The 26,540-nt window shown below is 74.6% G+C and carries 25 protein-coding genes; 15 read left to right on the top strand and 10 right to left on the bottom strand.

All coding sequences use genetic code 11. The features are described from left to right. Genes EKG83_RS31170 through EKG83_RS31160 form a run of 3 tightly spaced genes read right to left on the bottom strand, consistent with a single transcriptional unit; the run spans position 1 to position 2,716 of the window. Positions 1-510 (bottom strand): phosphopantetheine-binding protein, encoded by a 510-nt coding sequence (locus EKG83_RS31170; RefSeq protein ID WP_033432079.1) that lies wholly within the window; start codon positions 508-510, stop codon positions 1-3. Then, the gene (locus EKG83_RS31165; protein ID WP_033432078.1) at positions 504-1,280 is read right to left on the bottom strand and encodes a hypothetical protein; all 777 of its coding nucleotides are present in this window, start codon (positions 1,278-1,280) and stop codon (positions 504-506) included. The genes EKG83_RS31170 and EKG83_RS31165 overlap by 7 nt, the downstream gene beginning before the upstream one ends. Then, complete coding sequence (locus EKG83_RS31160; RefSeq protein ID WP_051766197.1) at positions 1,271-2,716, bottom strand: AMP-binding protein; 1,446 nt, start codon at positions 2,714-2,716, stop codon at positions 1,271-1,273. Before EKG83_RS31160 ends, EKG83_RS31165 begins: the two co-directional genes overlap by 10 nt. A 138-nt stretch (positions 2,717-2,854) precedes the next feature. Here EKG83_RS31160 and EKG83_RS31155 point away from each other — a divergent pair, with 138 nt between their 5' ends. The 3 genes from EKG83_RS31155 to EKG83_RS31145 are packed head-to-tail and all read left to right on the top strand — an operon-like array spanning position 2,855 to position 5,743. Beyond that, positions 2,855-3,115, top strand: a complete 261-nt coding sequence (locus EKG83_RS31155; protein ID WP_033432077.1) for an acyl carrier protein — start codon at positions 2,855-2,857, stop codon at positions 3,113-3,115. Beyond that, entirely contained in the window at positions 3,112-4,347 is a 1,236-nt protein-coding gene (locus EKG83_RS31150) for a beta-ketoacyl-[acyl-carrier-protein] synthase family protein (RefSeq protein ID WP_033432076.1), read from the top strand. The genes EKG83_RS31155 and EKG83_RS31150 overlap by 4 nt, the downstream gene beginning before the upstream one ends. Beyond that, the gene (locus EKG83_RS31145; RefSeq protein WP_033432075.1) at positions 4,340-5,743 is read left to right on the top strand and encodes a condensation domain-containing protein; all 1,404 of its coding nucleotides are present in this window, start codon (positions 4,340-4,342) and stop codon (positions 5,741-5,743) included. The genes EKG83_RS31150 and EKG83_RS31145 overlap by 8 nt, the downstream gene beginning before the upstream one ends. 28 nt (positions 5,744-5,771) lie before the next feature. Here EKG83_RS31145 and EKG83_RS31140 read toward each other — a convergent pair whose 3' ends face one another. Beyond that, complete coding sequence (locus EKG83_RS31140; RefSeq protein ID WP_084716615.1) at positions 5,772-6,875, bottom strand: cytochrome P450; 1,104 nt, start codon at positions 6,873-6,875, stop codon at positions 5,772-5,774. Between the two features lie 212 nt (positions 6,876-7,087). Next, a complete protein-coding gene (locus EKG83_RS31135; RefSeq protein WP_033432074.1) occupies positions 7,088-8,233 on the bottom strand; it encodes a nucleotide disphospho-sugar-binding domain-containing protein in 1,146 nt (381 codons plus the stop codon). A gap of 88 nt (positions 8,234-8,321) precedes the next feature. Here EKG83_RS31135 and EKG83_RS31130 point away from each other — a divergent pair, with 88 nt between their 5' ends. Beyond that, positions 8,322-9,488, top strand: coding sequence for a cytochrome P450 (locus EKG83_RS31130; RefSeq protein WP_051766196.1), 1,167 nt, complete (start codon positions 8,322-8,324; stop codon positions 9,486-9,488). Here the strand turns inward: EKG83_RS31130 and EKG83_RS31125 are convergent. Continuing rightward, a complete protein-coding gene (locus EKG83_RS31125) occupies positions 9,482-10,360 on the bottom strand; it encodes a TauD/TfdA dioxygenase family protein (RefSeq protein ID WP_211269148.1) in 879 nt (292 codons plus the stop codon). The genes EKG83_RS31130 and EKG83_RS31125 overlap by 7 nt on opposite strands. Before the next feature lie 137 nt (positions 10,361-10,497). Here EKG83_RS31125 and EKG83_RS31120 point away from each other — a divergent pair, with 137 nt between their 5' ends. The 6 genes from EKG83_RS31120 to EKG83_RS31095 all read left to right on the top strand — a co-directional run bounded on the left by EKG83_RS31120 (position 10,498) and on the right by EKG83_RS31095 (position 17,596). Next, positions 10,498-11,466: a methyltransferase gene (locus EKG83_RS31120; RefSeq protein ID WP_228122284.1), complete on the top strand. Its 969-nt coding sequence runs from the start codon at positions 10,498-10,500 to the stop codon at positions 11,464-11,466. 109 nt (positions 11,467-11,575) lie between these two features. Next, entirely contained in the window at positions 11,576-12,592 is a 1,017-nt protein-coding gene (locus EKG83_RS31115) for a polyprenyl synthetase family protein (protein ID WP_033432072.1), read from the top strand. Beyond that, positions 12,589-13,608 (top strand): UbiA family prenyltransferase, encoded by a 1,020-nt coding sequence (locus EKG83_RS31110; protein WP_033432071.1) that lies wholly within the window; start codon positions 12,589-12,591, stop codon positions 13,606-13,608. Before EKG83_RS31115 ends, EKG83_RS31110 begins: the two co-directional genes overlap by 4 nt. Further along, complete coding sequence (locus EKG83_RS31105; RefSeq protein ID WP_033432070.1) at positions 13,605-15,305, top strand: prenyltransferase/squalene oxidase repeat-containing protein; 1,701 nt, start codon at positions 13,605-13,607, stop codon at positions 15,303-15,305. The genes EKG83_RS31110 and EKG83_RS31105 overlap by 4 nt, the downstream gene beginning before the upstream one ends. Further along, entirely contained in the window at positions 15,305-16,582 is a 1,278-nt protein-coding gene (locus EKG83_RS31100) for an FAD-dependent oxidoreductase (RefSeq protein WP_051766194.1), read from the top strand. Before EKG83_RS31105 ends, EKG83_RS31100 begins: the two co-directional genes overlap by 1 nt. 6 nt (positions 16,583-16,588) lie before the next feature. After that, a complete protein-coding gene (locus EKG83_RS31095) occupies positions 16,589-17,596 on the top strand; it encodes a histidinol-phosphate transaminase (RefSeq protein ID WP_033432069.1) in 1,008 nt (335 codons plus the stop codon). A gap of 36 nt (positions 17,597-17,632) precedes the next feature. Here the strand turns inward: EKG83_RS31095 and EKG83_RS31090 are convergent, their stop codons facing one another. The 4 genes from EKG83_RS31090 to EKG83_RS31075 are packed head-to-tail and all read right to left on the bottom strand — an operon-like array spanning position 17,633 to position 20,816. Then, a complete protein-coding gene (locus EKG83_RS31090; protein WP_033432068.1) occupies positions 17,633-18,751 on the bottom strand; it encodes a DegT/DnrJ/EryC1/StrS family aminotransferase in 1,119 nt (372 codons plus the stop codon). A gap of 31 nt (positions 18,752-18,782) precedes the next feature. Then, positions 18,783-19,568: a hypothetical protein gene (locus EKG83_RS31085; protein ID WP_051766193.1), complete on the bottom strand. Its 786-nt coding sequence runs from the start codon at positions 19,566-19,568 to the stop codon at positions 18,783-18,785. 6 nt (positions 19,569-19,574) lie between these two features. Continuing rightward, a complete protein-coding gene (locus EKG83_RS31080) occupies positions 19,575-19,856 on the bottom strand; it encodes a phosphopantetheine-binding protein (protein ID WP_033432067.1) in 282 nt (93 codons plus the stop codon). Between the two features lie 30 nt (positions 19,857-19,886). Next, entirely contained in the window at positions 19,887-20,816 is a 930-nt protein-coding gene (locus tag EKG83_RS31075) for a 3-oxoacyl-[acyl-carrier-protein] synthase III C-terminal domain-containing protein (protein ID WP_033432066.1), read from the bottom strand. Positions 20,817-20,873: 57 nt separating this feature from the next. Between EKG83_RS31075 and EKG83_RS31070 the strand changes: the two genes are divergently transcribed. The 5 genes from EKG83_RS31070 to EKG83_RS31050 all read left to right on the top strand — a co-directional run bounded on the left by EKG83_RS31070 (position 20,874) and on the right by EKG83_RS31050 (position 26,537). Beyond that, a complete protein-coding gene (locus tag EKG83_RS31070) occupies positions 20,874-22,016 on the top strand; it encodes a glycosyltransferase (protein ID WP_033432065.1) in 1,143 nt (380 codons plus the stop codon). Positions 22,017-22,096: 80 nt separating this feature from the next. Next, positions 22,097-22,981, top strand: a complete 885-nt coding sequence (locus EKG83_RS31065) for an alpha/beta fold hydrolase (protein WP_033432064.1) — start codon at positions 22,097-22,099, stop codon at positions 22,979-22,981. A 157-nt stretch (positions 22,982-23,138) separates the two neighbouring features. Next, entirely contained in the window at positions 23,139-24,116 is a 978-nt protein-coding gene (locus tag EKG83_RS31060) for a daunorubicin resistance protein DrrA family ABC transporter ATP-binding protein (RefSeq protein WP_033432137.1), read from the top strand. A gap of 13 nt (positions 24,117-24,129) precedes the next feature. Next, entirely contained in the window at positions 24,130-24,894 is a 765-nt protein-coding gene (locus tag EKG83_RS31055) for an ABC transporter permease (protein ID WP_033432063.1), read from the top strand. After that, positions 24,891-26,537, top strand: a complete 1,647-nt coding sequence (locus EKG83_RS31050) for a class I adenylate-forming enzyme family protein (RefSeq protein ID WP_033432062.1) — start codon at positions 24,891-24,893, stop codon at positions 26,535-26,537. Before EKG83_RS31055 ends, EKG83_RS31050 begins: the two co-directional genes overlap by 4 nt. Positions 26,538-26,540 lie beyond the last annotated feature (3 nt).

Here is a 26,540-nt window from a genome sequence, read left to right as displayed (position 1 = left end):
CTACCGCAGGATCTCGGCCAGGCGCCGCACGCTGGCCGCGCTCATGAACTCGTACACGTCCAGCGACCGGTCGAACTCCGCCTCGATGGCGGCGATGATGCCCAGCGCCGACAGCGAGTCGCCGCCCAGCTCCAGGAAGTCGTCGTTCGCGCCGACGGACCGCACGTCCATCTGCGCCGCCCAGATCTCCGCCACCCGGCGCTCCACGTCGTCGCGCGGGTCCTCGAACAGGGTGCACCGGCCGTCCGCGACGGCCGCGGCCACCGCGTCGGCGTCGACCGCGCCGCCCGCCGTCGGGATGCGGTCGACGATCAGCACCCCGGCCGGCGCGCCGTCGTCGCCCAGCTCCCGCCGCGCGTGGTTGCGCAGCAGCGGCCCGCTCAGGTACTCGGTCGGCTCGACCACCGCGACGGTGACGTCGCGCCCGTCGTGGCGCACGACGGCGACCTCGGCCCGGCCCACCCCGGGGTGGGCCGCCAGCACCTCGGCTATCTCCGCCGGTGTCACCACGGGCGCTCTCCTCTCAGCAGTTCGGCGACGAGCGCGTGCACTTCGGCATCGCGCAGCAGGTCGGTGTGCTCGACGGCCAGCGCGAGGTCCCGCGCGCCCGCCACCGGGGGCTCGTGGTCCTTCGAGGACAGGAACAGCGGCTCGCCGGCGCGCGTGGCGAACCCGCCTTGCGCAGCCAGCAGCAGGTAGTCCGCGTAGTCGGTGAACCCGCAGGTCAGCTCCTGCCGGAAGAAGTCGTTCAAGGACAGCCGGGCGGCCACCGCGCCCATCAACCGGTCGTAGCGCCCGGTCAGGCCGGCGGCGACGGGCGCCGGGTCGTCCGGGTGCGCCTCGACCAGTTCGTCGGCCAGCCGGCGGGCGTCGTCCAGCTCGTCGGCGGTCAGGTGCGCGGCCGAGGTCTCCAGCGCGGTGGTGAACTGGTGGGCCAGCGAACCGGAGGTCGTGGCCACCGCGTCGAACAGCAGGACCACCGGTGGCGCCGCCGCCTCGGCGACCGCGTCGGCCACCCGGGTCGCGAGCGCCGTGCCCGCGCAGTACCCCAGCACCGCGCGCACCGGGCGGCCGGTGCCCAGCGCCTCGGCCACCCAGCGGTCGACGGCCTCCTCCAGCGGGCCCGGACCCGTCCGGCCGATGTGGAGGAAGCACGCGCCCACCGGTACGCCGGCCGCCAGCTCCGCGAAGCCCGCCGCGGCGCGGCCGCCCGGGAAGTCCAGGCACAGCACCAGGTCGGTGCCCCGGTCGGCCAGGCACCGCCAGCTCGTCAGCTCCACCGGACCTCCCGGTCGTCCACGATTCCGGCCAGGGCCCGGTAGTCGACCTTCCCGCCGGGGGTGCGGGGCAGGTGGTCCACCGGGCGGAAGAGCACGTGCCGGACCGGCACGCCCAGCGCCTCGGCCAGCAGCCCGCGCTGCCGCTCGTGCACGGCCGGGTCGCCCGCGCCGACCAGGTGCACCACGTCGTCCGCGCCGCACACCACCGCGGCCGGGTGGTCCGGGTGCTCGACCACGCGCTCCAGGTCGTCCAGGCTCGTGCGGACGCCGAGCACCTTGACGATCCGCTTGGTGCGGCCGGTCAGGTACAGGTAGCCGTCGCGCAGGTAGCCGAGGTCGCCGGTGTCCAGGACGTCCACTTCGGCGCCTCGGGCCAGGTCCGCGCGGCAGGTCGCGTAGCCGAGCATGACACCGGGGCCGCGGTAGAGGACCGCGCCCTCCCCGGGCACGGCCCGGTGGTGCGCCGGCGCGGGCCCGATCGTGATGGTGCCGCCCGGCACGGCCGGCCCGACCGAGCCGAGGCGGTCCGGCAGGTCCGCGGGGTGCAGGCAGGCGATCCGGGAGGTCGCCTCGGTCTGGCCGTACATCGGGAAGAACCGGCCACCGCGCTGCTCCATCATCCGCACCAACCGCATGGTCAGTTCGTCGCCCAGGCGGGCGCCCGACTGCGTCATGGTGCGGATCGCCGTGCGGCCCAACAGGTTCACGTGCGCTGGGCCGAACGCCGCGTAGGTCGTCGGCACGGCGGCGAACGAGGTGGCGCCCGTGCGGGCGAGGCGGTCCCAGGTGGCCAGCGCCAGCGGGGACCGGTCGTCCAGCACGACGGTCGCGCCCGCGCGCAGGTGGGTGTTGAGCACCGACAGCCCGTAGGCGTGGGTGATGGGCAGGGTGGTCGGCGCGCGTTCGGCCGCGGTGATGCCCAGGACCTCGATCACGGCGTCGGCGTTGTCGGCCACCCCGGCGTACGACAGCCGCACCGCCTTGGGGCTGCCCGTGGTGCCGGAGGTGGCCAGCAGCAGGGCCGTCTGCTCATCGACGTCATCGGCCGGATGGCCGCTGTGGCGTCGGAAGATCTTTGTACCGCATGGTGATTCGCCTATGAGTCGGTAGCCGGACCCGGTCGGGTCCGGCCCGGCGCCGGGGGCCGGGACGACGAACTCCGGTCGGTACGCGGCGAGGACCTCCGCGGACGCGGGCAGGAACGCGACCGCGTGGCCGAGGCGCAGCGCCGCCAGGTAGGCCAGGAGCGTGGGCAGGTCGCGGTCCCCGGCGCACAGCACCAGCGCCTTGTTGTCGTGGCGCAGCGACCGCGCCACCTCGTCGACGAGCCCGGCCAGTTCCGCGTAGGTCATCTCCCCGGCGCCGGGCAGGTGGAGGGCGGGCGAGCGCGGCGGTGCGCCCGAGTGGGTCACGAGGTCGAGCGTCGCCGGCGCCATGGGGCACATTCTGGGGTCCTGACCGGATCGCGGTCCATAGTCCGCAGTCCGCGCGCCGGTGGCGAAGCGACGCGCTTGACGGTGTCGAGGCCGATGGCAAAAGATTCGTGGACTCGCCGGCGAAGTGGAGCGTGCGCCATGACCGCGGAGATCCGCCAGTTCCTGCTGGAGTCGTTGACGGAGATGAAGTACGACACCGACGGCTTCGGCGACGACACGGTCCTGGGTCCGGCCGGGATCGACATGGAGTCGCTGGCGCTGGCCGAGCTGGCCATGCGGGTGGAGGACCAGTACGGGGTGCGGTTCGACGCCGACGAGGCCGAGACCTTCGCCGCGATGACCGTCGGCGAGTTCTGCGCCGCGGTGGCGCAACGGGTGCGGACGACCTCCGCGACGTGAGCACCGGCGTTGCCGTGACCGGCATCGGGCTGGTCAGCCCGGTCGGCACGGCGGTGGACGAGGTGTTCGACGCGGTCTGCGCCGGGCGGTCGGGGTTGGTGCGGCCGCCGGAGGGCCATGCGCTGCACGGTGTCGTGGACGTGGCTGCGTTCAGCCCAGCCGTCGACGCGGCGAGCGTCATCCCCGCCAAGGAGGCGCGGGTGGTGGACCGCTCGATCGTGATGGCGGTGCGGGCCGCCGGCGACGCCCTGGCGGACGCCGGCATCGAGGTCGGCCGGGACGTCGACCCGTACCGCGTCGCGGTCGTCGTCTCCGGTGTCGGCGGCCTGGCGACGCTCGCGGACCAGGCGGTCGAGCGGTCCCGGCGCGGCAGGCTCGGCGTCAGCCCGTTCATGCTGCCCGGCGTGCTGCCGAACATGGCGGCCGCGCGGATCGCCATCAAGTTCGGCGTCCGCGGCTACTCCTCCTCGGTCGGCACGGCGTGCGCGGCGGGCGGCCAGTCCATCGGCGAGGCGACGCGCATCCTGCGCTCCGGCGAGGCCGACGTGGTGGTGTGCGGCTGCACCGAGGCACCGCTGTTCCCGACCTTCGCCGACGCCTTCGGCAACGCGCTCGCGCTGGCCCGCGGCTGGGCCGACCCGACCACCGCCAGCCGCCCGTTCGACCGGCGCCGCAACGGTTTGGTGCTCGGCGAGGCGGCCGGCGTGCTCGTGCTGGAGCGGCCGGGGTTCGCGCGGGCGCGCGGCGCGACCGTCCACGCCGACGTGCTCGGCTGGGGCGCGACGAGCGACGCCTACCACCCGACCACCCCGCGACCGGACGGCTCCAGCGCGGCCGAGAGCATGCGCATCGCCCTGCGGGACGCCGGGCTGTCCACCGGGGACGTCGGCTACCTCAACGCCCACGGCACCGGCACCAAGGCGGGCGACGCCGCCGAGGCCGCGGCGATCCGGGACGTGTACGGCGACGCCATGCCGCCGGTCAGCTCCACCAAGGGCGTGACCGGCCACCTGCTCGGCGCCTCCGGCGCGATCGAGGCCGCGATCGGCGTGGTGGCCCTGCGCCGCGGGCTGCTCCCGCCGACCCACAACCTCGACGACCCGGACCCCGCCTGCGACCTCAACCACGTCCTCGAACAACCGGCCGCCGCGGCCGTGGACGCGGTCATGTCCAACTCCTTCGGCTTCGGCGGCCACAACGTCAGCGTGATCCTGGGGCGTGCCAATGGATGAGGGTTTCACCTCCGAGCGGATCGCCGTGCCGTTCTCCGGTCCGGGAGCGGGCACCGCGCCGCTGGCCTGGGGGCAGAAGGCGATCATGAAGGACATGCGGGTCACCGGGTGGACCCACAACAACAGCGGGGCGCACCCGCTGCCGGACGGGCTCACCGTCGCGGACGTGGCCGAGCGGCTGGGCCGGCTGATGGGCAAGCACCCCGCGCTGCGGATGCGGCTGGGCACCGACGACGAGGGCAGGCCGTGCCAAGAGGTCGTCGGGTCCGGGGAGATCGACCTGGAGGTCTTCACCTTCGCCGACGACCTCGACCGGAGCGCCGCCGTCGACTTCGGCAACAGGCTCTGGTTCGACTGGATGATGGAACCGCTGTCGCCGTGGCTGCTGCGGATGGCGGTGATGCAGCACCGCGGTGCCGCGGTGTACCTGGTGCTCACCGTCGGGCATTTGGTCGCCGACGGGGTGGGCACGCTGCTGCTCATGACCGACCTCGGGATCGGGGAGCTGGCCGACCAGGAGGTGGACCCGAACGCGGTGTGGACGGTCGACCTGGCGCGGCGCGAGCAGACCCCGGCGCTGCGGCGGATCAGCGACCGGGCCATGCGCTACTGGGAGGAGCAGCTGCGCCCCCTGCCGCCCACGACGTTCGGCGAGCCGAAGCACCCCGGCCGGCTGGGGCACCGGTACTGGCACGGGCGGTTCATCTCGCCCGCGGCGCACCTGGCCGTGGTCGCCCTGGCCCAGCGGACCCGGACGGACACCTCGCGCGTCCTGCTGGCCGTGATCGCCACGGCCATCGGCCGCGTCACCGGCATCACCCCGCTCACCACGAGCGTGATCGTGAGCAACCGGTTCCGCCCCGGGCTGTCCGACGTGATCGCCTCGCTGAGCCAGGACTCGGTGCTGACGCTGGACCTCGACGGCACCGTGGACGACGTGGTCGGGCGGGCGCGGCGGGAGACCACGCGCGCGTGGATGCAGGCTTACTACGACCCGGACCAGCTGGATGAGCTGATCGCGCGCCTCGACGCCGAGCGCGGGTACCCGGCCGAGGTCACCTGCCGGATCAGCGACCGGCGGTTCAGCACCAGGCCGAGGGCGGAGGCCGCGGCGCGCGGTGCGGCGGTGACGCGGGAGGCGGTCCGGGCGGCGCTGCCGGAGACGCTGCTGTCCTGGGACGGCTACCTGGACCACACCCGGGCGCCCGACCAGCTGTTCATCAGCGTGGAGGACCGGCCCGACGTCGTCCACCTCCAGTGCCTGTTCGACATGGCGGTGCTCACCTCGGAGGAGGTGGAGGCCGTGCTCCGGGGGGTGGAGGAGGTGGCCGTGGAGGCCGCGTTCGAGGCGGGCGTGCCGACCCGCGTGGACGTGCCCGGCGTGGTCGTGGGCTGATCCCCGACCGCGCGGGCGGAGCACCCCCTCACCGGTCCCAGGTCACCGGCAGCTCCTCCAGGCTGCGCACCACCACCCCCGGCTTGAAGCGCAGCTCCGATTCGGGCACGGCCGGCCGCAGCCCCGGCAGCCGGCGCAGCAGGGCGCCCAGCGCCTCCTGCAGCTCCATCCGCGCCAGCGCCGCACCGATGCAGTGGTGGGGACCGACCCCGTAGCCGATGTGGGGGTTGGGGTGCCGGTCCAGGTCGAGCCGGTCGGGGGCGTCGAACACGGCGGCGTCCCGGTTGGCCGAGACCACCCCGGGCAGCACCGCCGAGCCCGCCGGGATCGTCACGCCGCCCAGCTCGACCTCCTCGGTGGTCACCCGGGGCAGCAGGATGCCGGTCGATCCCAACTGGACGTACCGGGTCAGCTCCTCCACCGCGCGGGCGACCGCACCCGGGTCGTCGGCCCGCAGCCCGGCGAGCTGGTCCGGGTTGCGCGCCAGGACGAGCAGGAACAGGTTGATCTGGTTGGTGGTCGACTCGTGGCCCCCGGCCAGCAGGCCGGCGGTGACCGAGACCAGTTGCCGCTCGGTCAGGTCGTCCTGCTCGTCCCACGCGGCGACCAGCGCGCTCATCAGGTCGTCACCGGGGTCCGCCCGCCGCCGCTCGACCAGCTCGCCGAACGCGGCCAGCGCGGCCCGCGGCGGCCCGGGGTCGGCGCGCCAGTCGCCGACCAGCGCGTCGGACCACTCCCTGACCCGGTCCCGGTCCTCCTCGGCCACGCCGAACAGCCTGCTGATGACGTGGATCGGCAGCGGCGCCGAGACGTGCTCGATCAGGTCGGCGGGCGGGCCCGCGGCCTCCAGGCGGTCGATCATCCCGTCGACGAGCCGGGCCACCTCGGCGCGCATCCCCTCCACCCGGCGCGCGGTGAAGGCGTTGGCCACCACCCGGCGGACCCTGGTGTGCAGTGGGGGGTCCATGCCCAGCAGGGAGTCGTCGGCCAGCGAGCCCAGCTCCCACTCCGGGCCCCTCGGCCCCGCCGCGGCGGCCCGGCTGAAGCGCCGGTCGGTGAACACCCGGCTCACGTCCGCGTGCCGGGTGGCGAGGTAGGCGATCGTGCCGTCGGGCAGCGCCACCCTCGGCACCGGGTCCTCCGCGCGCAGGCGGGCGTACTCCGGTGACGGGTGGTGGATCGTGGGCGCCGGGGGGAGCGGGAAGCCGATGGGGGCCGGTGGCCCTGGGCTCGGGGTTGTTGGGCTTGGGGTTGTTGGGTCCGGGGTTGTTTGGCTCGGGGTTGTTGGGCTCGGGGTCGTCGGGTCCGGGGTCGTCGGGTCCGGGGTCGCCGGGTCGGGTGCCGTCACGTGCGGGCCCCCTCGGCGAGCGCGACGAGCGCGCCGACCACCTCGGCGGGCGCCGGCATCTCCCGCACCCGGTCGCGCATGACGTGGGCCGCCGCGCGCCAGGGACCGTCCTGCGCGAGCGCGGCGACGGTCTCCCCGACGGTGGCCGCGTCCGGGTCGTCCAGCCACGTCCCGGCACCGGAGACGGCCAGCCGCTCGGCGAGGAAGTGCTCGTCGCCGACCTGCGGCAGGATCAGCTGCGGCACCCCGCAGGCCAACGCGGTCAGCATCGTGCCCGCGCCGCCGTGCTGGACGAACGCCGAGCAGGACGGCAGCAGCAGGCGCAGCGCCAGCGGGCCGTCGGTCAGCCGGACGTTGTCCGGCAGCGACCCGAACAGGTCGCGGTGGGCCCGCATCACGGCCACCACCACCTCGACGTCCAGCTCCGCCACCGCGCGGACCACCGCCGGCAGGTCCGTCCGGGCGGACAGGCCGGGACCGGCCACCGTGCCGCCGGTGACGCAGACGCGCGGGCGCCGCGGCGGTTCGTGCAACCAGCGCGGCAGGACGGCGGCGCCGTTGTAGGGCACGTAGCGGATCGGCTGGACCGGACCGCCCAGCGGGACCTGCACCGGCGGCGGCACCGGGTCCAGGGTCAGCCGGCCGGTCAGCGAGACCTCGTCGGCGCCCAGCCCGAACCGGCGGGCCAGCGGGCCGACCACGGCCTCGTGGTCCAGGCTCAGCTCGGACATGTGGTCGGGTCCCCACAGCGACAGCACGCCGGGCACGCCCAGCGCGGCCGCCGCCACCGGGGCCGCGAGGTTGAACGGCTCCCAGACCACCAGGTCCGGCCGGAAGGACCGTCCGAACGCGACCAGGTCGTCCAGCAGCGCCTCGGCCATGCGGACCACCCCGCCGTCGGGGGTGATCGCCGGCTCCAGGGAACCCGCGCCACCGGACGGGGTCACCTTGCCGATGCGGCCGGTGAACACCGACTCGAAGTCGATGTCCTCGCCCAGCGGCACCGCGCCGAGACCGGCTTCGGTGATGATCGGGGCCATCGACGGGTGCCCGGCCACCAGCACCTCGTGCCCCGCGGACCGCAACGCCCACGCGAGCGGCACCAAGCTGTAGAAATGCGAACGCCAGCCCCAGGTCGACATCAGAATGCGCACCTCGCATGCTAACCCCGACCACGGGTGCGGGGGAATCCGTTGACGCCAACGGGTTTCTGCCGGAGCCTTGTCGTCCATGGCCGTCGTCCCCGAGCTGCGCCGGTACCCCTTCACGCCGTTCACCGGCGACCTGCCCGGCGAACTGCTCGACATGATCGAGACCGACCCGGTGAGCCGGGTGCTGCTGCCCGACGGCGAACCCGCCTGGCTGGTGCTGGACTACGCCAACTGCTGCGCGGTCCTGGCCGACCCGCGGTTCGCCCGGCTGCCGCCGGGGGCGGTCACCCCGGACCGCCCGCGGGACCTGAACATGGACGGCCCGGCGCACGCCGCCGTGCGCCGGGTCGGCGGACGGGCGTTCACCGGGCGCCGGGTGGAGTCCTACCGGCCGCGAATCCAGGCCGTGGTCGACGAACTGGTCGACGCGATGGTCGCCGGACCGCGCCCGGCCGACCTGGTGGCCGCGCTGGTGGCGCCGCTGCCGGTGCGCGTCACCTGCGAGCTGCTGGGCGTGCCCGCACCGGACCGCGAGCAGTTCGAGGGCTGGCTGGCCGGCCTGAACTCGGTGCTCACCTACAACTCGGCGGAGGCCGCCAAGGGCTTGTGGGTGTACCTGTCCGGTCAGGTGGCGGCCAAGCGCGCCGCGCCGGGCGACGACCTGTTGTCGGTGTGGCTGGAGGGGCAGGAGGAGCACGGGCTCACCGACCAGGAGCTGGTCGTGCTGGCGATGGGCCTGCTGCGCGGCGGGTTGGAGGTCAACTCGACCGCGGCCGGCGTGCGGGCGCTGTTCCTGCACCCGGAGCAGATGGCGGAACTGGTGCGCGACCCGGGGAAGGCGCCCGCGGCGATCGACGAGATCCTGCGCTACACCGCGGTCAGCAGCATGTTCCGGGTCCAGGTGGTGACCGAGGACCTGGTGCTGGGCGGCGTGGAGCTGCGGGCGGGCGAGCGCGTCATGGCGATCCCGTGGGTGGCCAACCGCGACCCGCGGATCTTCCCCAACCCCAACGAGTTCGACATCGACCGGACCCCGACCTCACCGCACCTGGCGTTCGGCTACGGGCCGCACTTCTGCCTGGGCACGGCGGTGGCCAGGCTCCAGGTCGAGCTGTCCATCACGACGCTGCTGCGCCGGCTGCCCGGCCTGGCGCCCGCCGTCCCGATCGACGAGCTGCCCTGGCGGCACGACCGGATCAACGGCGGCATCGAGTCGTTCCCCGTGGTGTGGCGGGACGATCAGTAGCCCTCCACCGCGTTCACCCGGTCCGGCCAGTACCGGTCGCCGGGCGCGGGCACGTGGTGCTCCCACCGCGGCTCGTTGCCGGTCGGGTGGTCGCCGAGGACCGTGATGCGCTGGCCGCGCCGGCGCTCCCGGTAGTCGTTGACGGCGTAGTGCTGGGTGACCCGGTTGTCCCACATCGCCACGTCGCCGCGCGACCAGCGGTAGCGGCAGGTGAACTGGGGGCTCTCGGAGAAGCGGAACAGGTACTCCAGCAGCGCGTCGCTCTCGTTGCGGGTCAGCTGCGGGATGTGCGAGGTGAAGAGCCGGTTGACGTACAGCGAGCGGCGGCCGGTCTCCGGGTGCACGCGCACCACCGGGTGCTCGGCGCGGCTGGAGAACTCGGTGCCGACCCGGATGGTGTGGATCGCGGTCAGCCCGTCCACGAGGTCGCGCAGCGGCGCCGACAGCGACTCGTACACCAGGCACTGGTTGGTCCACATGGTGTCGCCGCCGCTGGGCGGCAGCTCGACCAGGTGCAGCACCGAGGCGATCGGCGGGCTCTGGTGGAAGGTCATGTCGGTGTGCCAGATGTCGACCTTGGCGCCCTCGTCGGAGTCGATGACGACGATCTCCGGGTGCCCCTCCAGCCGGGGCAGGTACGGGTGCAGCTCGACCTCGCCGAAGCGCCGCCCGAACGCGATGTGCGCCTCGGGCTCCAGGTTCCCCTGGCCGGGCAGGAAGATCACCTGGTGGCGCAGCAGGGTGTCGTGGATCAGCTCGAACTGCTCGTCGGTCAACGCGTTGAGGTCGATGCCGCGGATCTCCGCGCCGAGCGCACCCGACGACAGCCGGATCTCCGGCGCGGTGGCACTGGTCAGCTGCCCGGTCTGCATCGGCCCAGTCTGCGCCAAGACAACGGAAAGGTCCACGGCTTGACTGCGGTGCGGCCGTTCGGGACTCTGCGTCGGTGGTGTCGGACGACGTGGTACCCGGGAACGCAGCCGCACGGCTGGACGAGCTCACTGATCTGGTGACCCCCTTGGCGGTGCGCACGGCGGTCACGTTGCGGGTGCCGGACCGGATCGCGTCCGGCACGACGGAGCTCGACGACCTGGCGGTGGCGTGCGAGGCCGACCGCGACTCCCTGGGGCGGTTGCTGCGCTACCTGGTGCACCGCGGGGTCTTCACCGAGTCCTCGCCCGACGAGTTCGGCCTGACCGGGATCGGCGAGCTGCTGTGCGACCGCACCGACGGCGGGTACGGGACGCGGCTGGACCTCGACGGCTTCGCCGCCCGGATGGACCTCGCAATCCTCGGCCTGCCGCACGCGGTCCGCACCGGCGGGCCCGGCTACGCCGAGGTGCACGGCCGCGACCTGTGGGCCGACCTCGACGCCAACCCGGGATACCGAAGCCACTTCGACGAGCTGATGGCGAGCCTCCAGGCCGACACCGCGCCCCAGGTGGCCGCGCTCTACCCGTGGCACGAGGTGGGCCGGGTGGCCGACGTGGGCGGTGGTTCCGGCGCGCTGCTGGCCGAGCTGCTGACCGCGCACCCGCACCTGCGCGGCACCCTGGTCGACCGGCCGGAGCCGGTGGCCACGGCGGCGCGGGCCTTCGCCGGGCGCGGGCTGGCCGACCGGGCGGAGGCGGTGGTCGGCGACTTCTTCCGGGCCCTGCCGACCGGGGCCGACGTCTACCTGGTCTCCCGGGCGCTGACCGACTGGAACGACGCGGCCGCGACCGCCGTGCTGGCCCGCTGCGCGGAGGCGGCCGGGCCGACCGGGCGGGTGCTGGTGGTCGAGGTGCTGCCCACCGAACCCCACGTGCCCCACCTGTCCCCGTACGACCTGAGGATGCTCGTGGAGGTCGGTGGCCGGGAACGCGACCACGACGCGCACGTGGCGCTCGCCGCGGCGGCGGGCCTGGCGCCCGCGCGCACCTGGTCGGGCAAGGCCGGGTTGGCGCTCCTGGAGTTCACCGCGCAGCGTTCACCGTAACGCCGGCGCGCCCGCTGTTCGGCTGATCGTCGGCTTGTCGGTGCAATGGCCGCGCCGTACCGTTCCTCGCTAGGCGCCGGACCAATTCCCTGCTCGGAGGGGGACGCGCATGACCGTCTCGGGATCGCCGCAGAGGACTTTCATCGACGGTCTGGCCCAGAGCACGTCGGGACGCCTGCTGCGGCAGGAGTTGCGCCACCGCTGGCCGGAGACCACCGACGAGCTGGCCGACATCAACCGCTACGTGCTGGTGCCCGCGGGCAAGATGCTCCGGCCGCTGATGGCGTTGCACGCCGCGGAAGCCGTGGGCGGCAACCCGTCCGACGTGATCTCCGCCGTGCTGGGCCTGGAGTACCTGCACGCCGCGACCCTCGTGCACGACGACATCATCGACGGCGACGACACCCGGCGCGGCCTGCCCTCGGTGCCCGCCGCCTACGGGATCCCGACGGCGATCGTCGCGGGCGACCACCTGATCTTCAGCGCCTTCGAGTCCTTGGTGGACGAACCGTGGGTGGCCTCGCCGGCCCGCGTGGTGGCCGCCGTCGGGGAGCTGGCCGAGGCGGGCCGGGACCTGTGCCGCGGCCAGGCCCTGGAGTCCCGGCTGGTCGGCGACCTGGAGGAGGGGGCGCGCTGGTACGCGGAGGTGGTCCGGCTCAAGACCGGCGCCCTGTTCCGCGCCGCCTGCTGCATCGGCGCGACGCTCGGCGGCGCGGGTGCCGACGTCGGCGCCGGGCTCGCCGCCTACGGGGAGCACGTCGGCATCGCCTTCCAGATCCGCGACGACCTGCTGTCGTTCGTGGCCACGCCGGAGCAGACCGGCAAGCCCGGCACGAGCGACCTGCTCAACGGGCGGCCGACGCTGCCGCTGGTCCTGGCCTACCAGGCGGCGGGCGACGCCGAGCGGGACGAGCTGCGCGCCGTGCTCGACCGCCGCGCCGCCCGCGACGGCGACGTGGACTGGGTGCACCGCCTCGTCGACGAGTACGGCGCGGTGGCCGGCGCGCGCGCCCAGCTCGCGTCCCACGTCCGGCGCGCGCTGGCCGAGCTGGCGGTGCTCGCGCCCTCGCCGAGCACCACCGTCCTCACCGACATCGCCCGCTGGATCACGAGCGAAGAGCAGTGAGCATCGGGGTGGCGCTGCGGGCGCACGTGGAGACCTGGCGGCCGTACACGCTGTGGTACGTGGGGCTGGTCGGCCTCGGCGGCGCGGCGCTGGTCGGCGCGGACGGCGAGCCGTGGCGGCTGGTCGCGGCGTGGGCGGCGCCCACCGCGGCCTGGCTGGGCGGCCACTACCTCGGCGACTGGTTCGACCGGGACCTGGACGCGGGCAGCAAGCCGCACCGGCCGATCCCGTCCGGGCGGCTGGGCCTGCGGACCGCCCTGGTGTGCGGCAACGCCTGCATCGCCGTGCTGATCGGGCTGGCCCTGGCCGGCGGCTGGCGCACCACGCTGGCCGCGGTGCTCGGGGTGTTCGGGATCGTCGCCTACAGCCGCTGGCTCAAGGCCCGCGGCATCGCGGGCAACCTGGTCCGGGGCGCGCTGGGCGCGGTCGCGCTGCTGTTCGGCGCGTGCGCCGCGGGCCCGTGGCCGCCCGGCGCGGTGGCGCCGCTGCTGGTGCTGGCCGCCGTGTTCTGGCTGCACGACACCGCCTCGAACCTGGTGGGCACGCTGCGCGACGTGGCGGGCGACCGGGCGGGCGGCTTCCGCACGCTGCCGGTCCAGCGCGGCCTGCCGTTCGCGGTGTGGACCGCGGTCGGCCTGTACGCGGCGGTGATCGGCGCGGCGTTCGTGGCGGGTGCGCTGCTCGGCGCGGGTGGCCGACCGGCCTACCCGGTCACCGTCGGCGTGGCCGCGGTGCTGGGCGTCGTCGCGCTGGCCCCGCTGGTCGCGCACCGCGCCGACCCGCCGGTCGTGCTGTCGCTGCGCGCCCACGAGGTGCTGGTCGTCGAACGGCTCGTGCTGGCCTCGGCGGCCGTCGGGGTGGGCCTGGGCGTCGGCTGGCAGCTCGGGCTGCTGGTGCCGGCGGCGGCGCTGACCTGGTGGACGCAGACCGCCATGCGGACCAGGCACGAGCTGGGTACCACCAGGGCGGTCGCGGTCGCCGCCCACCGCCGGGTCCACGGGGAGGGCGATTCATGACAGCCGTGTCCGACGTCGAGGTGGCCGGGGCCGTGGAGCGCGGCGCCGAGGCCCTGTGGGCGCGCCAACGCCCGGACGGCGCGTTCGGCGACGACCCGCTGGCGTCGGTCCTGGGCACGGCGGGGACCGTGGCCGCGCTGCACGCCGCCGACCCCGACGGCAACGCCGACCTGGTCGAGGCGGGCACCGCGTGGCTGCGCGCGCACCAGCTCCCGGACGGCGGGTGGGGAGGTGTCACCGGCGCGCCCGTGGGGGTGGTGCCGACCGCGATCGCGGTCGCCGCCCTGGCCATGACCGCGCCGGAGGTCAGCGCCGAGGCCATCGACGCGGGCCGCGCCCGGCTGGCCGCGCTCGGCGGCGTGGACGCGGTGACCGACCGGGCGATCGCCCTGATGTGCCGCCAGTTCCTCACCATGGCCGGGCTGACCGGCGACGCCGGCCCGCTGCGCCGGCTGCCGCTGGAGATCGTGCTGCTGGACAGGGTCCGGCGCCGGCTGATCTCGTTCCGCACCACGCCGTTCGTCGGCCTGGCCCTGATGCAGGCCGACCTGCTGCCCGCCGGCCCGCTGCGCCGCTTCACCCTGCGCCGCGCCCGGCCGGCCGCCCTGCGGCTGCTGCGCTCGGTCCACGAGCACGAGGGCCGGACCGGCGCGATGAGCGAGGACCCGTGGCCGGCCGCGCTGGTGCTGCTCGGCCTGGCCCGCTCGGGCGAGGCACCGGACGTGGCGCGGGACGTGGCCGGCTGGCTGCGCCGCGCGGTCCGGCCGGACGGCGCGTGGGACGCGGTGACCAACCTGGACCTGACCCGCTCCGGTTACGCCGCCACGGGCCTGGTCGCGGCCGGGTTCGCCGACGACCCCCGGCTGGCCGCGACGAAGGGGTTCTTCCACGCCGCGCAGAAGACCGAGCGGTTCGACGTGCTGGACGTGCCGCCCGGCGGCTGGAGCTTCTCCAACCAACGCGGTTGGCCGGCCACCCTGGAGTCCGCGGAGATCCTCAGCGCGCTGGCCGGGCTCCCGGGCGCGGGGTCCGACCCGGTGCTGCGCCGCGGCCTGGACTGGCTGGTCGGCCGCCAGGACTCGCGGGGCTCGTGGAGCCTGTGGGTGCGCGACACCAGGCTGGCCAACGACGGGCCGTGCCCGGCGATCACCAGCCAGGCGGTCACCGCGCTGCTGGACGCGGGCCTGCCCGTCGACCACCCGGCCGTCGCCGCCGCCGCGCGGTGGCTGCTGTCCGCGGCCAACCCGGACGGCACGTTCGACAACCTGTGGTACCGGGACCACACCTCGGGCACCGCGGTGGTGGTCGGCGCCCTGTCCCGGGCGGGGCACGCCCGGCACGCCGTGGTGCGCCGGGCCGTGACCTGGCTGTGCGACACGCAGCTGGCCGACGGCTCGTGGGGCCCGGGCGACGGCACCGCCGGTTCGGCCGAGGAGACCGGCTGGGCCGTGCAGGGCCTGCTCGCCGCCGGCGGCGGCACCGGGGTCGACCACGCGGTCGACCGGGGCGCCGCCTGGCTGGTGGCCGCGGCCCGGCCCGAGGGCGGCTGGGCGCCGACCCGGGTCTGCAACTACATCCGCCACCACATGCTCTACGCCAACGCCGTGGTCACCCAGGGCGTCGCGCTCAAGGCGCTCGCCGAGTACCGGACCGCCAGGGCGGCCGACGTCGCCGACGAGCCGGGTATGGTCGCCTGATGGCGGACCTCCCGGCCTCGGTCGACGTCGTGGTCTCCGGTGCGGGCGCGGGCGGCCTGGCCGCCGCCAGGGCGCTGGGCGCCACCGGCCTGCGGGTGCTCGTGCTGGACCGCCAGCGCGTCCCCGGGCCCACCGCCAAGGGCGAGATCCTCCAGCCCGAGTCGATCCGCGTCCTCGACGAGTGGCGCGCCCTCGACGCGCTCAGGGCCGGCGACGCCCGACCGGTCGACCGCCTGGCCATCCGCGACCACACCGGCGCGGAGCTGCTGGCCATCGACTACGCCGAGCTGCCCGGCCCGTACCGGCAGGTGTTCTGCGCCGACTACGCGGACCTGCGCGAGGCGATCGGCCGGAGCCTGCCGGGCACCGTCGAGGTGCGGCACGGCGTGCGGGTGACCGGGGCGCTGCGCGACGACGCGGGCCGGGTGGCCGGCGTGCGGGTGGCCGGCGGGAGGGGTGACGGCGGCGCCGAGGTCCGGGCCCGGCTCGTGGTCGCCGCCGACGGCATGTCCTCGGCGCTGCGCAAGGACGCGGGCATCGCCGTGGACCGCGACGAGTACCCGCACCGCCTGCTGGCCTTCGACGTGGCGGAGGCGGACGTCGACGCCGAGCTGTCGGCCTACCGCACCGGCCGGGGCCTGTGCCTGGTCTACCCGCTGCCCGGGCGGCGCTGCCGGCTCTACGTCCAGGTGCGCCCGGACGAGTTCCGCGCGTCCGGCACGGCGGAGCTGGACCGGTGGTGCGACGCGCTGCTGGCCCAGGTGCCCGCGATCGCGCCGCTGGCCGGGCCCCTGCGGGCGAGCCTGCACCGCAGGCAGCTGTTCGCGGTGCACCGGCTGCGGGCGCACCGGCTGGCCGTGCCCGGTCTCGCGCTGGTCGGCGAGTCGGCGCACGCCGTGCACCCCATGGCGGCGCAGGGCGTCAACAGCTCGCTCGCCGACGCCGAGGCGCTGGCCGCCGCGCTGGACCGCGAAACCGGGGTGGACGCGGCCCTGGAGTCCTACCAGGAGGCCCGCGGGCCCCGGCTCGACCACATCGCCACGGTCAGCCACAACGCCGCCCGCATGATCACCGCGCTGTCCGGCGCGCCGCGGCTGCTCGGCGCGCGGATGATGCGCCGGACCGCGGCCAACCCCCGGCTGCTGCGGCGGACCGCGGGCAACCTGTCCGGGACCGACGTGCGACCCCTGACCTTCGTCGACCGGCTCTACCAGCTCGGGCTGCTCGTCGACCGCAACGCCGGCACCACCGACCGCGCCCGTCCCGGAGTGAAGTGAGGCCCGATGACCTCCGTCGAGACCGACCGGCTGGACGACCTGTCGATGAACGAGACGCCGTACCCGCCGCTGCCGAGCCTGCGGCGGGTCGTCGAGGAGGGCGCGGCGCGGCTGCACCGCTACCCGGACCGCCTCGCCGGCGCGCTCACCGCCGGCCTGGCGCGCGAACTCGGCGTCGACCCGGGGTCGATCCTGGTCGGCCCCGGCTCGGCCGGCCTGTGCCAGCACCTGGTGCAGGCCCTGGGGCCCCGGCCGGAGGTGGTGCACGCCGCGCTGTCGTTCGAGGGCTACCCGCTGATCGTGCGCAACGCGGGCGCCACCGCCGTGCCCGTGCCGATGGACGGCCACGGCCACGACCTGCCCGCCATGGCGGCGGCGGTGACCGCGCGGACCCGGTGCGTGCTGGTGTGCAACCCGAACAACCCCACCGGCGCCGCGCTGCGCCGCGCCGAGCTGGTCGACTTCCTCGACCGCGTCCCGGCCGACGTGCCGGTGGTCGTCGACGAGGCGTACCGGCACTTCGTCACCGACCCGGACGTGCCCGACGCGATGGACCTCTACCGCGCCTACCCCAACGTGTGCGTGCTGCGGACCTTCTCCAAGGCGTACGGCCTGGCCGCCCTGCGGATCGGCTACGCGGTCGTGCCGCCCGCGCTGGCGATGGCGGTGCGCGTGGTCGGCATGGTGTTCTTCCCCGGCTCACTGGGCCAGGCCGCGGCGCTGCGCGCGCTGGAGCCGGACGTGACCGGGGAGCTGGAGCGGCGCTGCGCCGCGGTGGTGGCGGCGCGGGACCGCCTCGCCGACGGCCTGCGGGAGGCCGGTGTCGCCGTGCCGCCCAGCCAGGCGAACTTCCTGTGGCTGCCGCTGGGCGAGCGGGCCGGCGCGTTCGCCGGAGCGGCGCGGGCCGCCGGCATCCTGGTGGCCGCCCTCGACGGCCGGGGCGTGCGGGTCACCGTCGGCTCGGACGAGGCCAACGACCGGTTCCTGGCGTTCGCGCGGGACCACCTCGGGTAGCGGACCGGCGGGTGCGGGCCCGCCGGTCCACCCGGCCTACCAGCCGGACCTGATCGTCGAGACGATGTGGTCGCGGTCGTCCTCGGTGAGCCACCAGCCGACCGGGATCGACACCATCCGCTCGCTGACGCTGTCCAGGCCGGGCAGCAGGGTCGCGAACTCGCGCACGCCGCTGTAGACGTCGTTGCGCTCGTGCACCTGGCTCACCATCACGCCGGCCTCGTCCATCTTGCGCATGAACCCGTCCCGGTCGTCGACCTTGACGGTGTAGATCCAGAACGACGGCTCCCGGTCCGCGGACCGCTCGGTCAGCTCCAGGCCGGGCACGTCGGCCAGGTGGGCGTCGAAGTGGGCCGCGTTCTCGCGGTGCCTGCGCAGGTTCGCGTCGGCGAGGTCGAGGTTGGCCAGGCCGATGCTGGCGTTGATGTCGTTCATGTGGAACTTGAACCCGTACTCGGGGATGTCGTTCTTGAACATGAACCTGGCGTTGGTCTCGCGCTCGATGCCGTACCACCGCAGTAACCGGGCCCGGCGGCGCAGCTCCTCGTCGGGCAGCACCATGAGGCCGCCGTCGCCGCAGGTGAGGTGCTTGATGGCCTGGAAGCTGAACACCGCGATGTTGCCGTGGTTGCCCAGCGGCTCGCCCTGGAAGGTCGCGCCCCAGGAGTGGGCGCAGTCCTCGATCACCACCGGCCGGAAGCCGAACGCCTGCTCCGCCTGGTCCAGGACCGCCCGCAGCCGGGCGAGGTCGACCGGGTAGCCGGACCAGTGCACCAGCACGATGGCCTTGGTGGCGGGGGAGATCTTGCGCGCCAGGTCGTCCAGGTCGACGTTCATGGTGCCGGGGTCGACGTCGACCCACTTGATCTTCAGGCCGTTGGCCAGGATCGGCCAGTTGGTGGCCGAGCACGTCATCGGGGTGGTCAGCACCTCGCCACCGGGGCCGCCCGGGCCGCCGGTCACCAGGTGCAGGGCGAGGTGCAGGCCCGAGGTGGCGCTGTTCACCGTGGCCAGCCTGGGGTTGCCGATCCGGGCGGCCAGGGCGCGCTCGAACTCGTCCACCTTCGGTCCCTGGCCGACGAAGCCGCTCAGCAGCACCTTCTCGACCTCCGCCGGTGCGGCGTCCGACATCGAGACCTTGAAGAGGGGGATCATGGGTGCTCCTTCGTCGTGCGGGGTTGCTGGTTCAGCGCACCTCGATCGCGGCGAGGCAGAGGTAGCGCAGGTCCCGGTCGTAGTCGGCGACCACGACGGGACCGGCCGGACCGCGCAGCGCCCCGGCGAGGTGCCACCACACCCCCGTGGTGGGCCGGCCCGCCGGCACGCGGACGCAGTCGGGGTGGTCCGGCCACGCCTCGGCGAGCGCGTCGCCCAGCACGAGGCGCGCACCGGGGTGACCGGCGGTGAGTTCGGCGATCCGCAGGGAAGCCTGCCCCGGCACGGAGTCCGGGGCCACGTCGGGGTACTGGCGGAGGTCGGTGACCCGGGCGCCCGCGCCGTCACCGCACAGCACGGCGACGCCGCGGTGTTCCACCGGGGGTGGGACCGCCGAGTCGTAGGGCAGCATCGCCTGTTCCACGGCGATCAGCAAGCCCTTGCGGGGCTTGAGGTCGCGGATGAGGCGCAGCGCGGTGAAGGGCGCGGCGGTGCCCTGGTCGCACACGGCGAACGACAGCGGCGTGCCCGGGCAGAGGTGGCTGAGGTAGGTGGCGGTGGCCCGGCCGGGCCACATGTCGTGGACGGCGAACGCCAGCACCAGCAGGTCGACCGGTTCGTCCTCCGGCACGGTCGCGGCCACCAGCGCCGCGGCCATCTCGCCGTAGGAGTGGCCGGACAGCTCGGGGCCCGGTCGCGCGCCGAACGGCCGGACCATGTCCGCGAGGTACGCGGCCACGTCGGCGCGGCGCCGCTCGTCGGCGAGGAACGCCGCCGGGCCGGCGAAGGTCCCGCGCTCGGCGCGGATCAGGTGCACCCCGGACTACCAGGGCCGGCTGTGGCCGGCGATGAACGTGGCCAGCTCGCCCACGGTCCGCAGCTCGTCGGTGTGCATGGTCTCCACGTCGATCTGGACGCCCAACTGCTCCTCGACCTCCAGCAGCAGCTCCAGGCCCAGCGACGAGCTGACCCCCAGCTCGTCGGCCATGTTCATGTCCTCGGTGACCGGTTCGTCGCGTTCCAGCAGCCGCACCAGCACGGTCGACAGGGTGTCGACCACGCGTTGCCGCAACTCCACGTCGACCTGGGCATCGGGTGCGGTCATGCCAGCCTCCTCGGTGGGACGGGATCTCGTTCAGTGCTCGAACACCATCGCGGAGAACGTCGCACCGGCCCCGGCGCCGACGGTCGCGACCAGGTAGCGGTCCCCCTCGCGCAGCAGCCCGCGCTCCACGGCGGTCCGGTGGTTGGCGAACGCGTCGGCGCAGAAGAAGTGGCCGTTGACCGGCACGTTGCACAGCAGCACCCGCCGCACCGGGAACCCCATCAGCGTGCACAACCGCTGCCAGGTCACGACGTTGACGTTGTGCGGCAGGACCAGGGCGATGTCGTCGAGCCCCAGGCCGGCGTCGGCCACCGCCCGGCGGATCACCCCGGCCAGCGACGGGCGGTACTCGCGCTGGAACAGCTCGGTGCGCTCGCCGAACTCGGTGTCGAACTCGCCGCGCTGGTCGCACGCGTAGGACAGCAACCGGTCGCGGCGCCCGTTCGCGCTCACCAGGCACGCGGACGCGCCCTCGCCGAAGATCGAGGTGCCCGGCAGCAGCCGCGCATCCCGGGTGAACGCCTTCTCGCCCGCCAGGACGAGCGCCAGCGCGTCGTCGTCCGCGTCCGCCGCGAGCAGCCGGCCCGCCAGCTCGACCGCCAGCAGACCGCTCGCGCAGCTCTGGTGCGTCGCGGTGAAGGCGAGCGCGTGCGCCAAACCGAACTCGCGGCACACCTCGTGCAGCGGGTTGTGCGGGTACGGGACCACTACGGGCATCGCCCGGCCGTGGATGACGTAGCGGACGCGGTGCTCCCGCCCGCGCAGCTCGACGAGCCCGTCCAGGGCCGCGCGCAACAGGTCCGCCAGCGACCGGTCCGGGTCCAGCCGGACCTCGCCCAGCCCGTGGAACCGCCGGAAGAGGCGGACCTGGACGTCGGTCAGCTCCAGCGGTTCGGCGAGGCTTTCGATCGGCACGCGGTGGGCCGGTGTGTACACGGACACCGCGTCGAGGGCGGTCACGATCCCGGATCTCACCACGCGGTTCCGGCACCGTCAACGATGTGCCATGATCGTGCGGTGTCGCGGTTCCTGCTCGTAGTGCTGCCGCTGCAAGGCCACCTCTTCCCCATGCTCGCCGTCGGGCAGGAACTCGTCCGCAATGGCCACGAGGTCGTGTGGTGCGGTCCGGAGCGGACCCTGCGCCCGCTGGTCGGTCCGGACGCGACGGTGCACCCCACCGGCGTACGCGCCTACCGCCGTTACGGCGAGACCGGCATGGCCGGGGTGCGCGCGATGTGGGACGGCTACCTGATCCCCTTCACCCGCTTCGTGCTCGACGCCGTCGACGCGGCCGTGACCGAGCACCGGCCGGACGTCGTGGTGGCCGAGCAGTACGCCTTGGCGGGCGGGCTGGTCGCCCACCGGCGCGGCGTGCCGTGGGCCTCGCTGTGCACCGGTGCGCTGGAGCTGGCGCCGCCCGCGGAGCTGGCCGGGTTCGACGACTTCGTGGCCGACCGGGTGGCCCGGGTGGTGGCGATGGCGGGCCTGCCCGCCGGTGAGCCGGTCGACCCCCGGTTCTCGCCGCACCTGGTGATCGCCTTGAGCACCAAGGGGCTCATGGGGGACGCGGTGCTGCCGCCGCGCTGCGTGCTCACCGGCGCGGCGCTGGGCGTGCGGCCGAACGCGCCCGACTTCCCGTGGCACGCCTGGGACCCCGGCAAGCGGCACGTGCTGGTGACCGTGGGCACCCTGGTGGGCCACATGGTCGGCGACTTCTACCGGCGGGCGGCGGCGGCGCTGGCGCCGATGGCGGATGAGGTGCAGGCGGTGTTCGTCACCTCCGGGGTGCCCGCGGAGTCCTTCCCGGACAACGCGATCGCCGCCGAACTGGTGCCGATGCTCGACCTGATGCCCCGTTTGGACGCGGTGGTGTGCCACGCGGGCGGTGCGGTCAACGAGGCGCTGGCGTGCGGGGTCCCGATGGTCGTGGCGCCGGTGCGGGCCGAGCAGGTGGCCCTGGCCCGCCAGGTCGCGGCGGCGGGCGCGGCGGTCGAGATCTCGATCTCCGACGCCTCGGTGGACGAGGTCGGTGCGGCGGTGCGGGCCGTGCTGGACGAGCCGGGCTACCGCGGGCGGGCCCGGTGGCTGGCCGACGAGTTCGCCGCGGCCGGGGGAGCGCCGGCGGCGGCCGCGCACCTGGTGGCGCTGGCGGGCGCGTAGGGGCCCGCGCGGACGGTCCGGGGTTGCCCGGTCGCGGTGGAGGCTGGCGCCCGGCCGCACCCGCCCGCGAGGATGGGCGCGTGGACGTGTCCAGGACGAAGGCGTTGCCCGCCGCCGAGGAGTTCGCGTGGGCCAGGCAGCGGCGGGCCGACATCCGCGCCGCGGGGGGCATCCTCGACCTGGTGCTGCCGCTGCGGGAGGGCGGTGACGGGCCGGCCCTGTTCTGCGCGCCGCCGCTGGTCGGTGCCGGCTGGTGCTACCTCGCGCTGCTGCCGCACCTCGGGACCGCGCACCCGGTGTACGCGCTCCAGTCGCGGGGACTGCGCAGACCCGAACCCCTGCCGGTGGACATGGCCGAGCTGGCGCGCGACTTCGCCGACCGGATCACCGAGACCCGACCGGACGGCCCGTACCACCTGTTCGGCTGGTCGTTGGGCGGCAACATGGCCCACGCGATCGCGGAGGAGCTGGAGGGGCGCGGCCACGAGGTCGGTTCGCTCGTCATCGGGGACGCCACCCCGGGCCTGCCGGACAACATCAGCGTGGCCGACGACAACGTGTGGCTGCTGTGCGACTTCGTGCTCCGCGAGTTCGGCTACCAGCCGGTGGTCGAGCCCGACGACCCGGACCCGGTGGGCCGCATGCTGGAGGTGGTCCGGGGCCGGCCGGGGCTGGGCCTGCACGAGTGGCCGGACCGGCGGGTGCGCGCCCTGCCGCGGATCATCCGCAACAACATCGCGGTGGCGCAACGCCATCGGCCCGGCCGGGTGCGGGCCCCGGTCCTGTTCCTGGCCGCGACCCGGACCGAGGACACCACCGCGGCGAAGCTGGCGTCGTGGGCCGACCACGTGGCCGGGCCGGTCGACGTGGTCGAGGTGGACTGCCGGCACGAGCACATGCTGTTGCCCGAGCCGGTGGCGCGGTTCGGCGCCGCCATCTCCGCCCGGCTGGGTGCGCGACCCTGAGGTGGAAAATGCCTGCGGACCGAAGTAGAACGCGTCCGAAAGCATGATTGCCACGTGGAAAACGCGAACCTAGCCTGGGCTGATGAGCCTGCGACCGCTGGTGCCGGAGCACGACGCCGTCGTGCCCGGACCGGCCGCGCCCGCGCAGCGGGAACTGGTGATCGAGGCCAGTGGTCTGCGCAAGACCTACCGGGGGCGCGGTCGCCGGGCCGAGGCGGTCGAAGCGGTGCGCGGCGTGGACTTCGCCGTGCGCGCCGGTGAGATCTTCGGTTTCCTCGGGCCCAATGGCGCGGGCAAGTCGACCACCCTGCGGATGCTGGCCACGCTGGTCCGGCCGGACGGCGGGCGGGCCACCATCGGCGGCGCGGACCTGCTGCGGGCACCGGCGCGGGTGCGCGACGCGATCGGGTTCGTGGCGCAGAGCAGCGGCACCTACGACGACGCCACCGGCCGGCAGGAACTCGTCGTGCAGGCGCGGATGCACGGGCGCGGCAAGGCCGAGGCGCTGCGCCTGGCCCAGGAGGCGGTCGAGTCCTTCGACCTGGCCGAGTTCGCCGACCGCCGCATCAAGACCTACTCCGGTGGGCAGCGCCGGAGGCTCGACTTCGCCATCGGGGTGATCCACCGACCCGGCGTGATGTTCCTCGACGAGCCGACCGCGGGGCTCGACCCGCAGAGCCGGGCGCGCATGTGGCGCGAGGTGAGGCGGTTGCGGGACAACGGCATGACGATCTTCCTGACCACGCACTACCTCGACGAGGCGGACGCGCTGTGCGACCGCATCTCGATCATCGACCGGGGGCTCATCGTCGCCGAGGGCACGCCGGCCGACCTCAAGCGGGAGATCTCCGGCGACGTGGTCACCGTGGACCTCGCCGCGCCGGGCACGGCCGGGCTGGTGGACGGGGCGACGACCGAGGCGGCCGTCGCCGTGCTGACCGGGCAGCCCTTCGTGCACGGCGTGGAAGCGGTCGGCACGACGCTGCGCCTCTACGTCGACGGCGCGGCGACCGCCGTGCCGCCGATCATCGGCGCCCTGCTGCGCGCCGGGGTCCGGGCGGGTGCGATCGAGTCGCGCCGGCCGAGCCTCGACGACGTCTTCCTGGCCAAGACCGGCCGTTCCCTGCGCGACTAGAGGAGCCGAGGGCGTGAAGGTGCTCCGCGACACCTGGCTGATCTTCCGGCACGAGACCGAGGTGATGGCGCGCAACCCGGGCCTGATCGCGCTGACGCTCGCCCAGCCGATTGCCTACCTCGTCTTCTTCGCGCCGTTCCTCAAGGCCGCGATGGCCACCCGGGGCGTCGACGACTACGGCGACGCCTACGCGGTCTACGTGCCGGGCCTGTTCGTGGCGATGGGCCTGTTCGGCGGCCTGTACGCGGGTTACGGCCTGCTCAGCTCGTTGCGCGCGGGCGTCATCGACCGGTGCCGGGTCACCCCGGTCAGCCGCACCGGCCTGGTGCTGGGCCGGGCGCTGATGCACGTGGCGCTGCTGGAGTTCCAGGCCACCGTGATCACGCTCGCGGCGCTGCCGCTGGGCCTGCGGGTGAGCCCGCTGGACCTCGCGGTCTCCTACGCGCTGCTGTCCCTGGTGATCCTGCTCAGCATCTCCGTCTCCTACGGCATCGCCATGCTGGTGCGCAACGAGAACAGCCTGGGCACCCTGATCAACACCGTGGGCCAGCCGGTGTCGCTGCTCGCGGGCGCGGTCATCCCGCTCGCCCTCGCCCCGCTGTGGGTGCAGGACGTGTCGCGGTGGAACCCGTTCGCCTGGGCGACCGACGGCCTGCGCGCCCTGTTCACCGGCGGCTTCACCGACCCGGCGGTCTGGCAGGGCGCGCTGGTCATGGTCGCGGCCTGCGCGGTGAGCGTCGGGTGGTCCGTCCGCCTTTTCAACCGGGAGGTCTCATGAGTCCGGCGAACCTGCGCACCGCGCTGGCGCGGGACATGCGGGTCGGGGCGGGCAACGTGCCGCTGATGCTCACCGAGCACGGTGCCGACCCGGACGTGCCCCGGCTGAGCTTCGACGTGGACGTGGACGGCATCCCGGCGTGGACGCCGCTGTCCCTGCGCGACCTGACCGAGCGGGTCGCCGCGCGGGCGGACTGGTTCGCCCGCAAGGGGATCGGGCGGCGCGACCCGGTGGCGATCTTCGTGACCTCGGCCGCCGACGTGTTCCTCAACTACTTCGCGCTCAACCGGCTGGGCGCGATCCCCGCGCTGATGAACGGCAACATGCCGATCGAGGTCGCGGCCGGGTTCGTCCGCCGGCTGCGCGGGGTCGGGGTGCTGCTCGACGCCGACCACGCGGCGCTGCGGGAGCACGACCTCGGCGTGCCGGTCCTGGGCGACGCGGCGGAGACCGGCACCGGCGACCCGACCCGCGCCCCCGCCCACTACCGCCACCACGGCGACGACCCGGTGGCGATCACGCACTCCTCGGGCACCACCCGCACGCCCACCCCGGTCGTGCACTCGCACCACAGCCTGTTCGCCGCGATCCGCGCCGTGCGGCTCACCGAGGCCCGGCCCCACGGCCCGGTGCGCGAGCTGTCCGCGCTGCCCGCCGCGCACGCCGCCGGGCTCATCGTGGTGAACCAGGCGCTGTGCAACGGCTACGAGATCCTGTGCCTGTCCGCGCAGGGCGGCCGGTTCGAGCGCAGCGGCGAGGTGATCCTGGACGCCATCGAGCGGTGGCGGCCGACCGGCGTCTACGGCTTCGCGGTGACGTGGTCGGAGCTGGCCCGCCACGACCTGTCCACCCGGGACCTCGGCTCGGTGCGCAACTGGTCCAGCACCGGCGACTGCGCGCACGAGACGCACATCCGGCGGCTCGTCGCGGTCGGCAGCACCCCGACCTGGACCCGCGAGGGCCTGGTCGACGCGCCCGGCTCCAAGTTCGTCGACATGCTCGGCTCGACCGAGATGGGCCACAGCGCGTTCTTCATCAGCCACCGGCCGGGCAGCGACCGCTACGACCGGTGCGTCGGGAAGCCGTACCCGTTCGCGGAGGTGGCTTTGCTCGACGTGACCACGGGCGAGGAGGTGCCGGTGGGCCGGGTCGGGCAGTGCGGGCTCAGGTCGCCCACGCTGGCGCCGGGCTACTGGAACGACTCGACCGCGACCTACCGCACCCGGCTCAACGGCTACTACCTCACCGGCGACCTGATGTACCGGGACGAGGAGGGCTACTACTACCACGTCGACCGGGTCAACGACGCGGTCGACCTCGGCGGCGGGAACTGGCTCTACACCGCGCTGTCCGAGGAACGCGTGCTGGCCCGCTGCCCGGACGTGCGGGACTGCACCGTGCTGGCCGCCGCGGAGGGCGACGGGCCGCCGGTGACCGACGTGCTGCTGATGCTGCACGAGGGCGCCGACCCCGACCTGGACCGGGGCGACGCGGTCCGCGCCGCGCTCGGCGAGGCGGTGGCCCGGACCCTGCGGCGGGTCGAGGTCGTCCCGGACGACGGGGTGGTGTTCGGACCGACCGGGAAGGTGCGCAAGTTCGTGATGCGGCAACGGGTGTTGGCGGACGTGCCCCGCGGGAGGTAGCTC

The organism is Saccharothrix syringae (assembly GCF_009498035.1).
Lineage (GTDB): Bacteria > Actinomycetota > Actinomycetes > Mycobacteriales > Pseudonocardiaceae > Actinosynnema > Actinosynnema syringae.
This window is presented reverse-complemented; position numbering and strand designations above follow the sequence as displayed.

Excerpts from the sequence above, each read along its gene's own strand:
- EKG83_RS31095 (WP_033432069.1), top strand. The coding sequence starts at position 16,589 with ATGACCTCCGTCGAGACCGACCGGCTGGACGACCTGTCGATGAACGAG.
- EKG83_RS31090 (WP_033432068.1), bottom strand. The coding sequence starts at position 18,751 with ATGATCCCCCTCTTCAAGGTCTCGATGTCGGACGCCGCACCGGCGGAG.
- EKG83_RS31080 (WP_033432067.1), bottom strand. The coding sequence starts at position 19,856 with ATGACCGCACCCGATGCCCAGGTCGACGTGGAGTTGCGGCAACGCGTG.
- EKG83_RS31160 (WP_051766197.1), bottom strand. The coding sequence starts at position 2,716 with ATGGCGCCGGCGACGCTCGACCTCGTGACCCACTCGGGCGCACCGCCG.
- EKG83_RS31100 (WP_051766194.1), top strand. The coding sequence starts at position 15,305 with ATGGCGGACCTCCCGGCCTCGGTCGACGTCGTGGTCTCCGGTGCGGGC.
- EKG83_RS31105 (WP_033432070.1), top strand. The coding sequence starts at position 13,605 with ATGACAGCCGTGTCCGACGTCGAGGTGGCCGGGGCCGTGGAGCGCGGC.
- EKG83_RS31155 (WP_033432077.1), top strand. The coding sequence starts at position 2,855 with ATGACCGCGGAGATCCGCCAGTTCCTGCTGGAGTCGTTGACGGAGATG.
- EKG83_RS31115 (WP_033432072.1), top strand. The coding sequence starts at position 11,576 with ATGACCGTCTCGGGATCGCCGCAGAGGACTTTCATCGACGGTCTGGCC.
- EKG83_RS31130 (WP_051766196.1), top strand. The coding sequence starts at position 8,322 with ATGGCCGTCGTCCCCGAGCTGCGCCGGTACCCCTTCACGCCGTTCACC.
- EKG83_RS31050 (WP_033432062.1), top strand. The coding sequence starts at position 24,891 with ATGAGTCCGGCGAACCTGCGCACCGCGCTGGCGCGGGACATGCGGGTC.
- EKG83_RS31145 (WP_033432075.1), top strand. The coding sequence starts at position 4,340 with ATGGATGAGGGTTTCACCTCCGAGCGGATCGCCGTGCCGTTCTCCGGT.
- EKG83_RS31125 (WP_211269148.1), bottom strand. The coding sequence starts at position 10,360 with ATGCAGACCGGGCAGCTGACCAGTGCCACCGCGCCGGAGATCCGGCTG.
- EKG83_RS31135 (WP_033432074.1), bottom strand. The coding sequence starts at position 8,233 with ATGTCGACCTGGGGCTGGCGTTCGCATTTCTACAGCTTGGTGCCGCTC.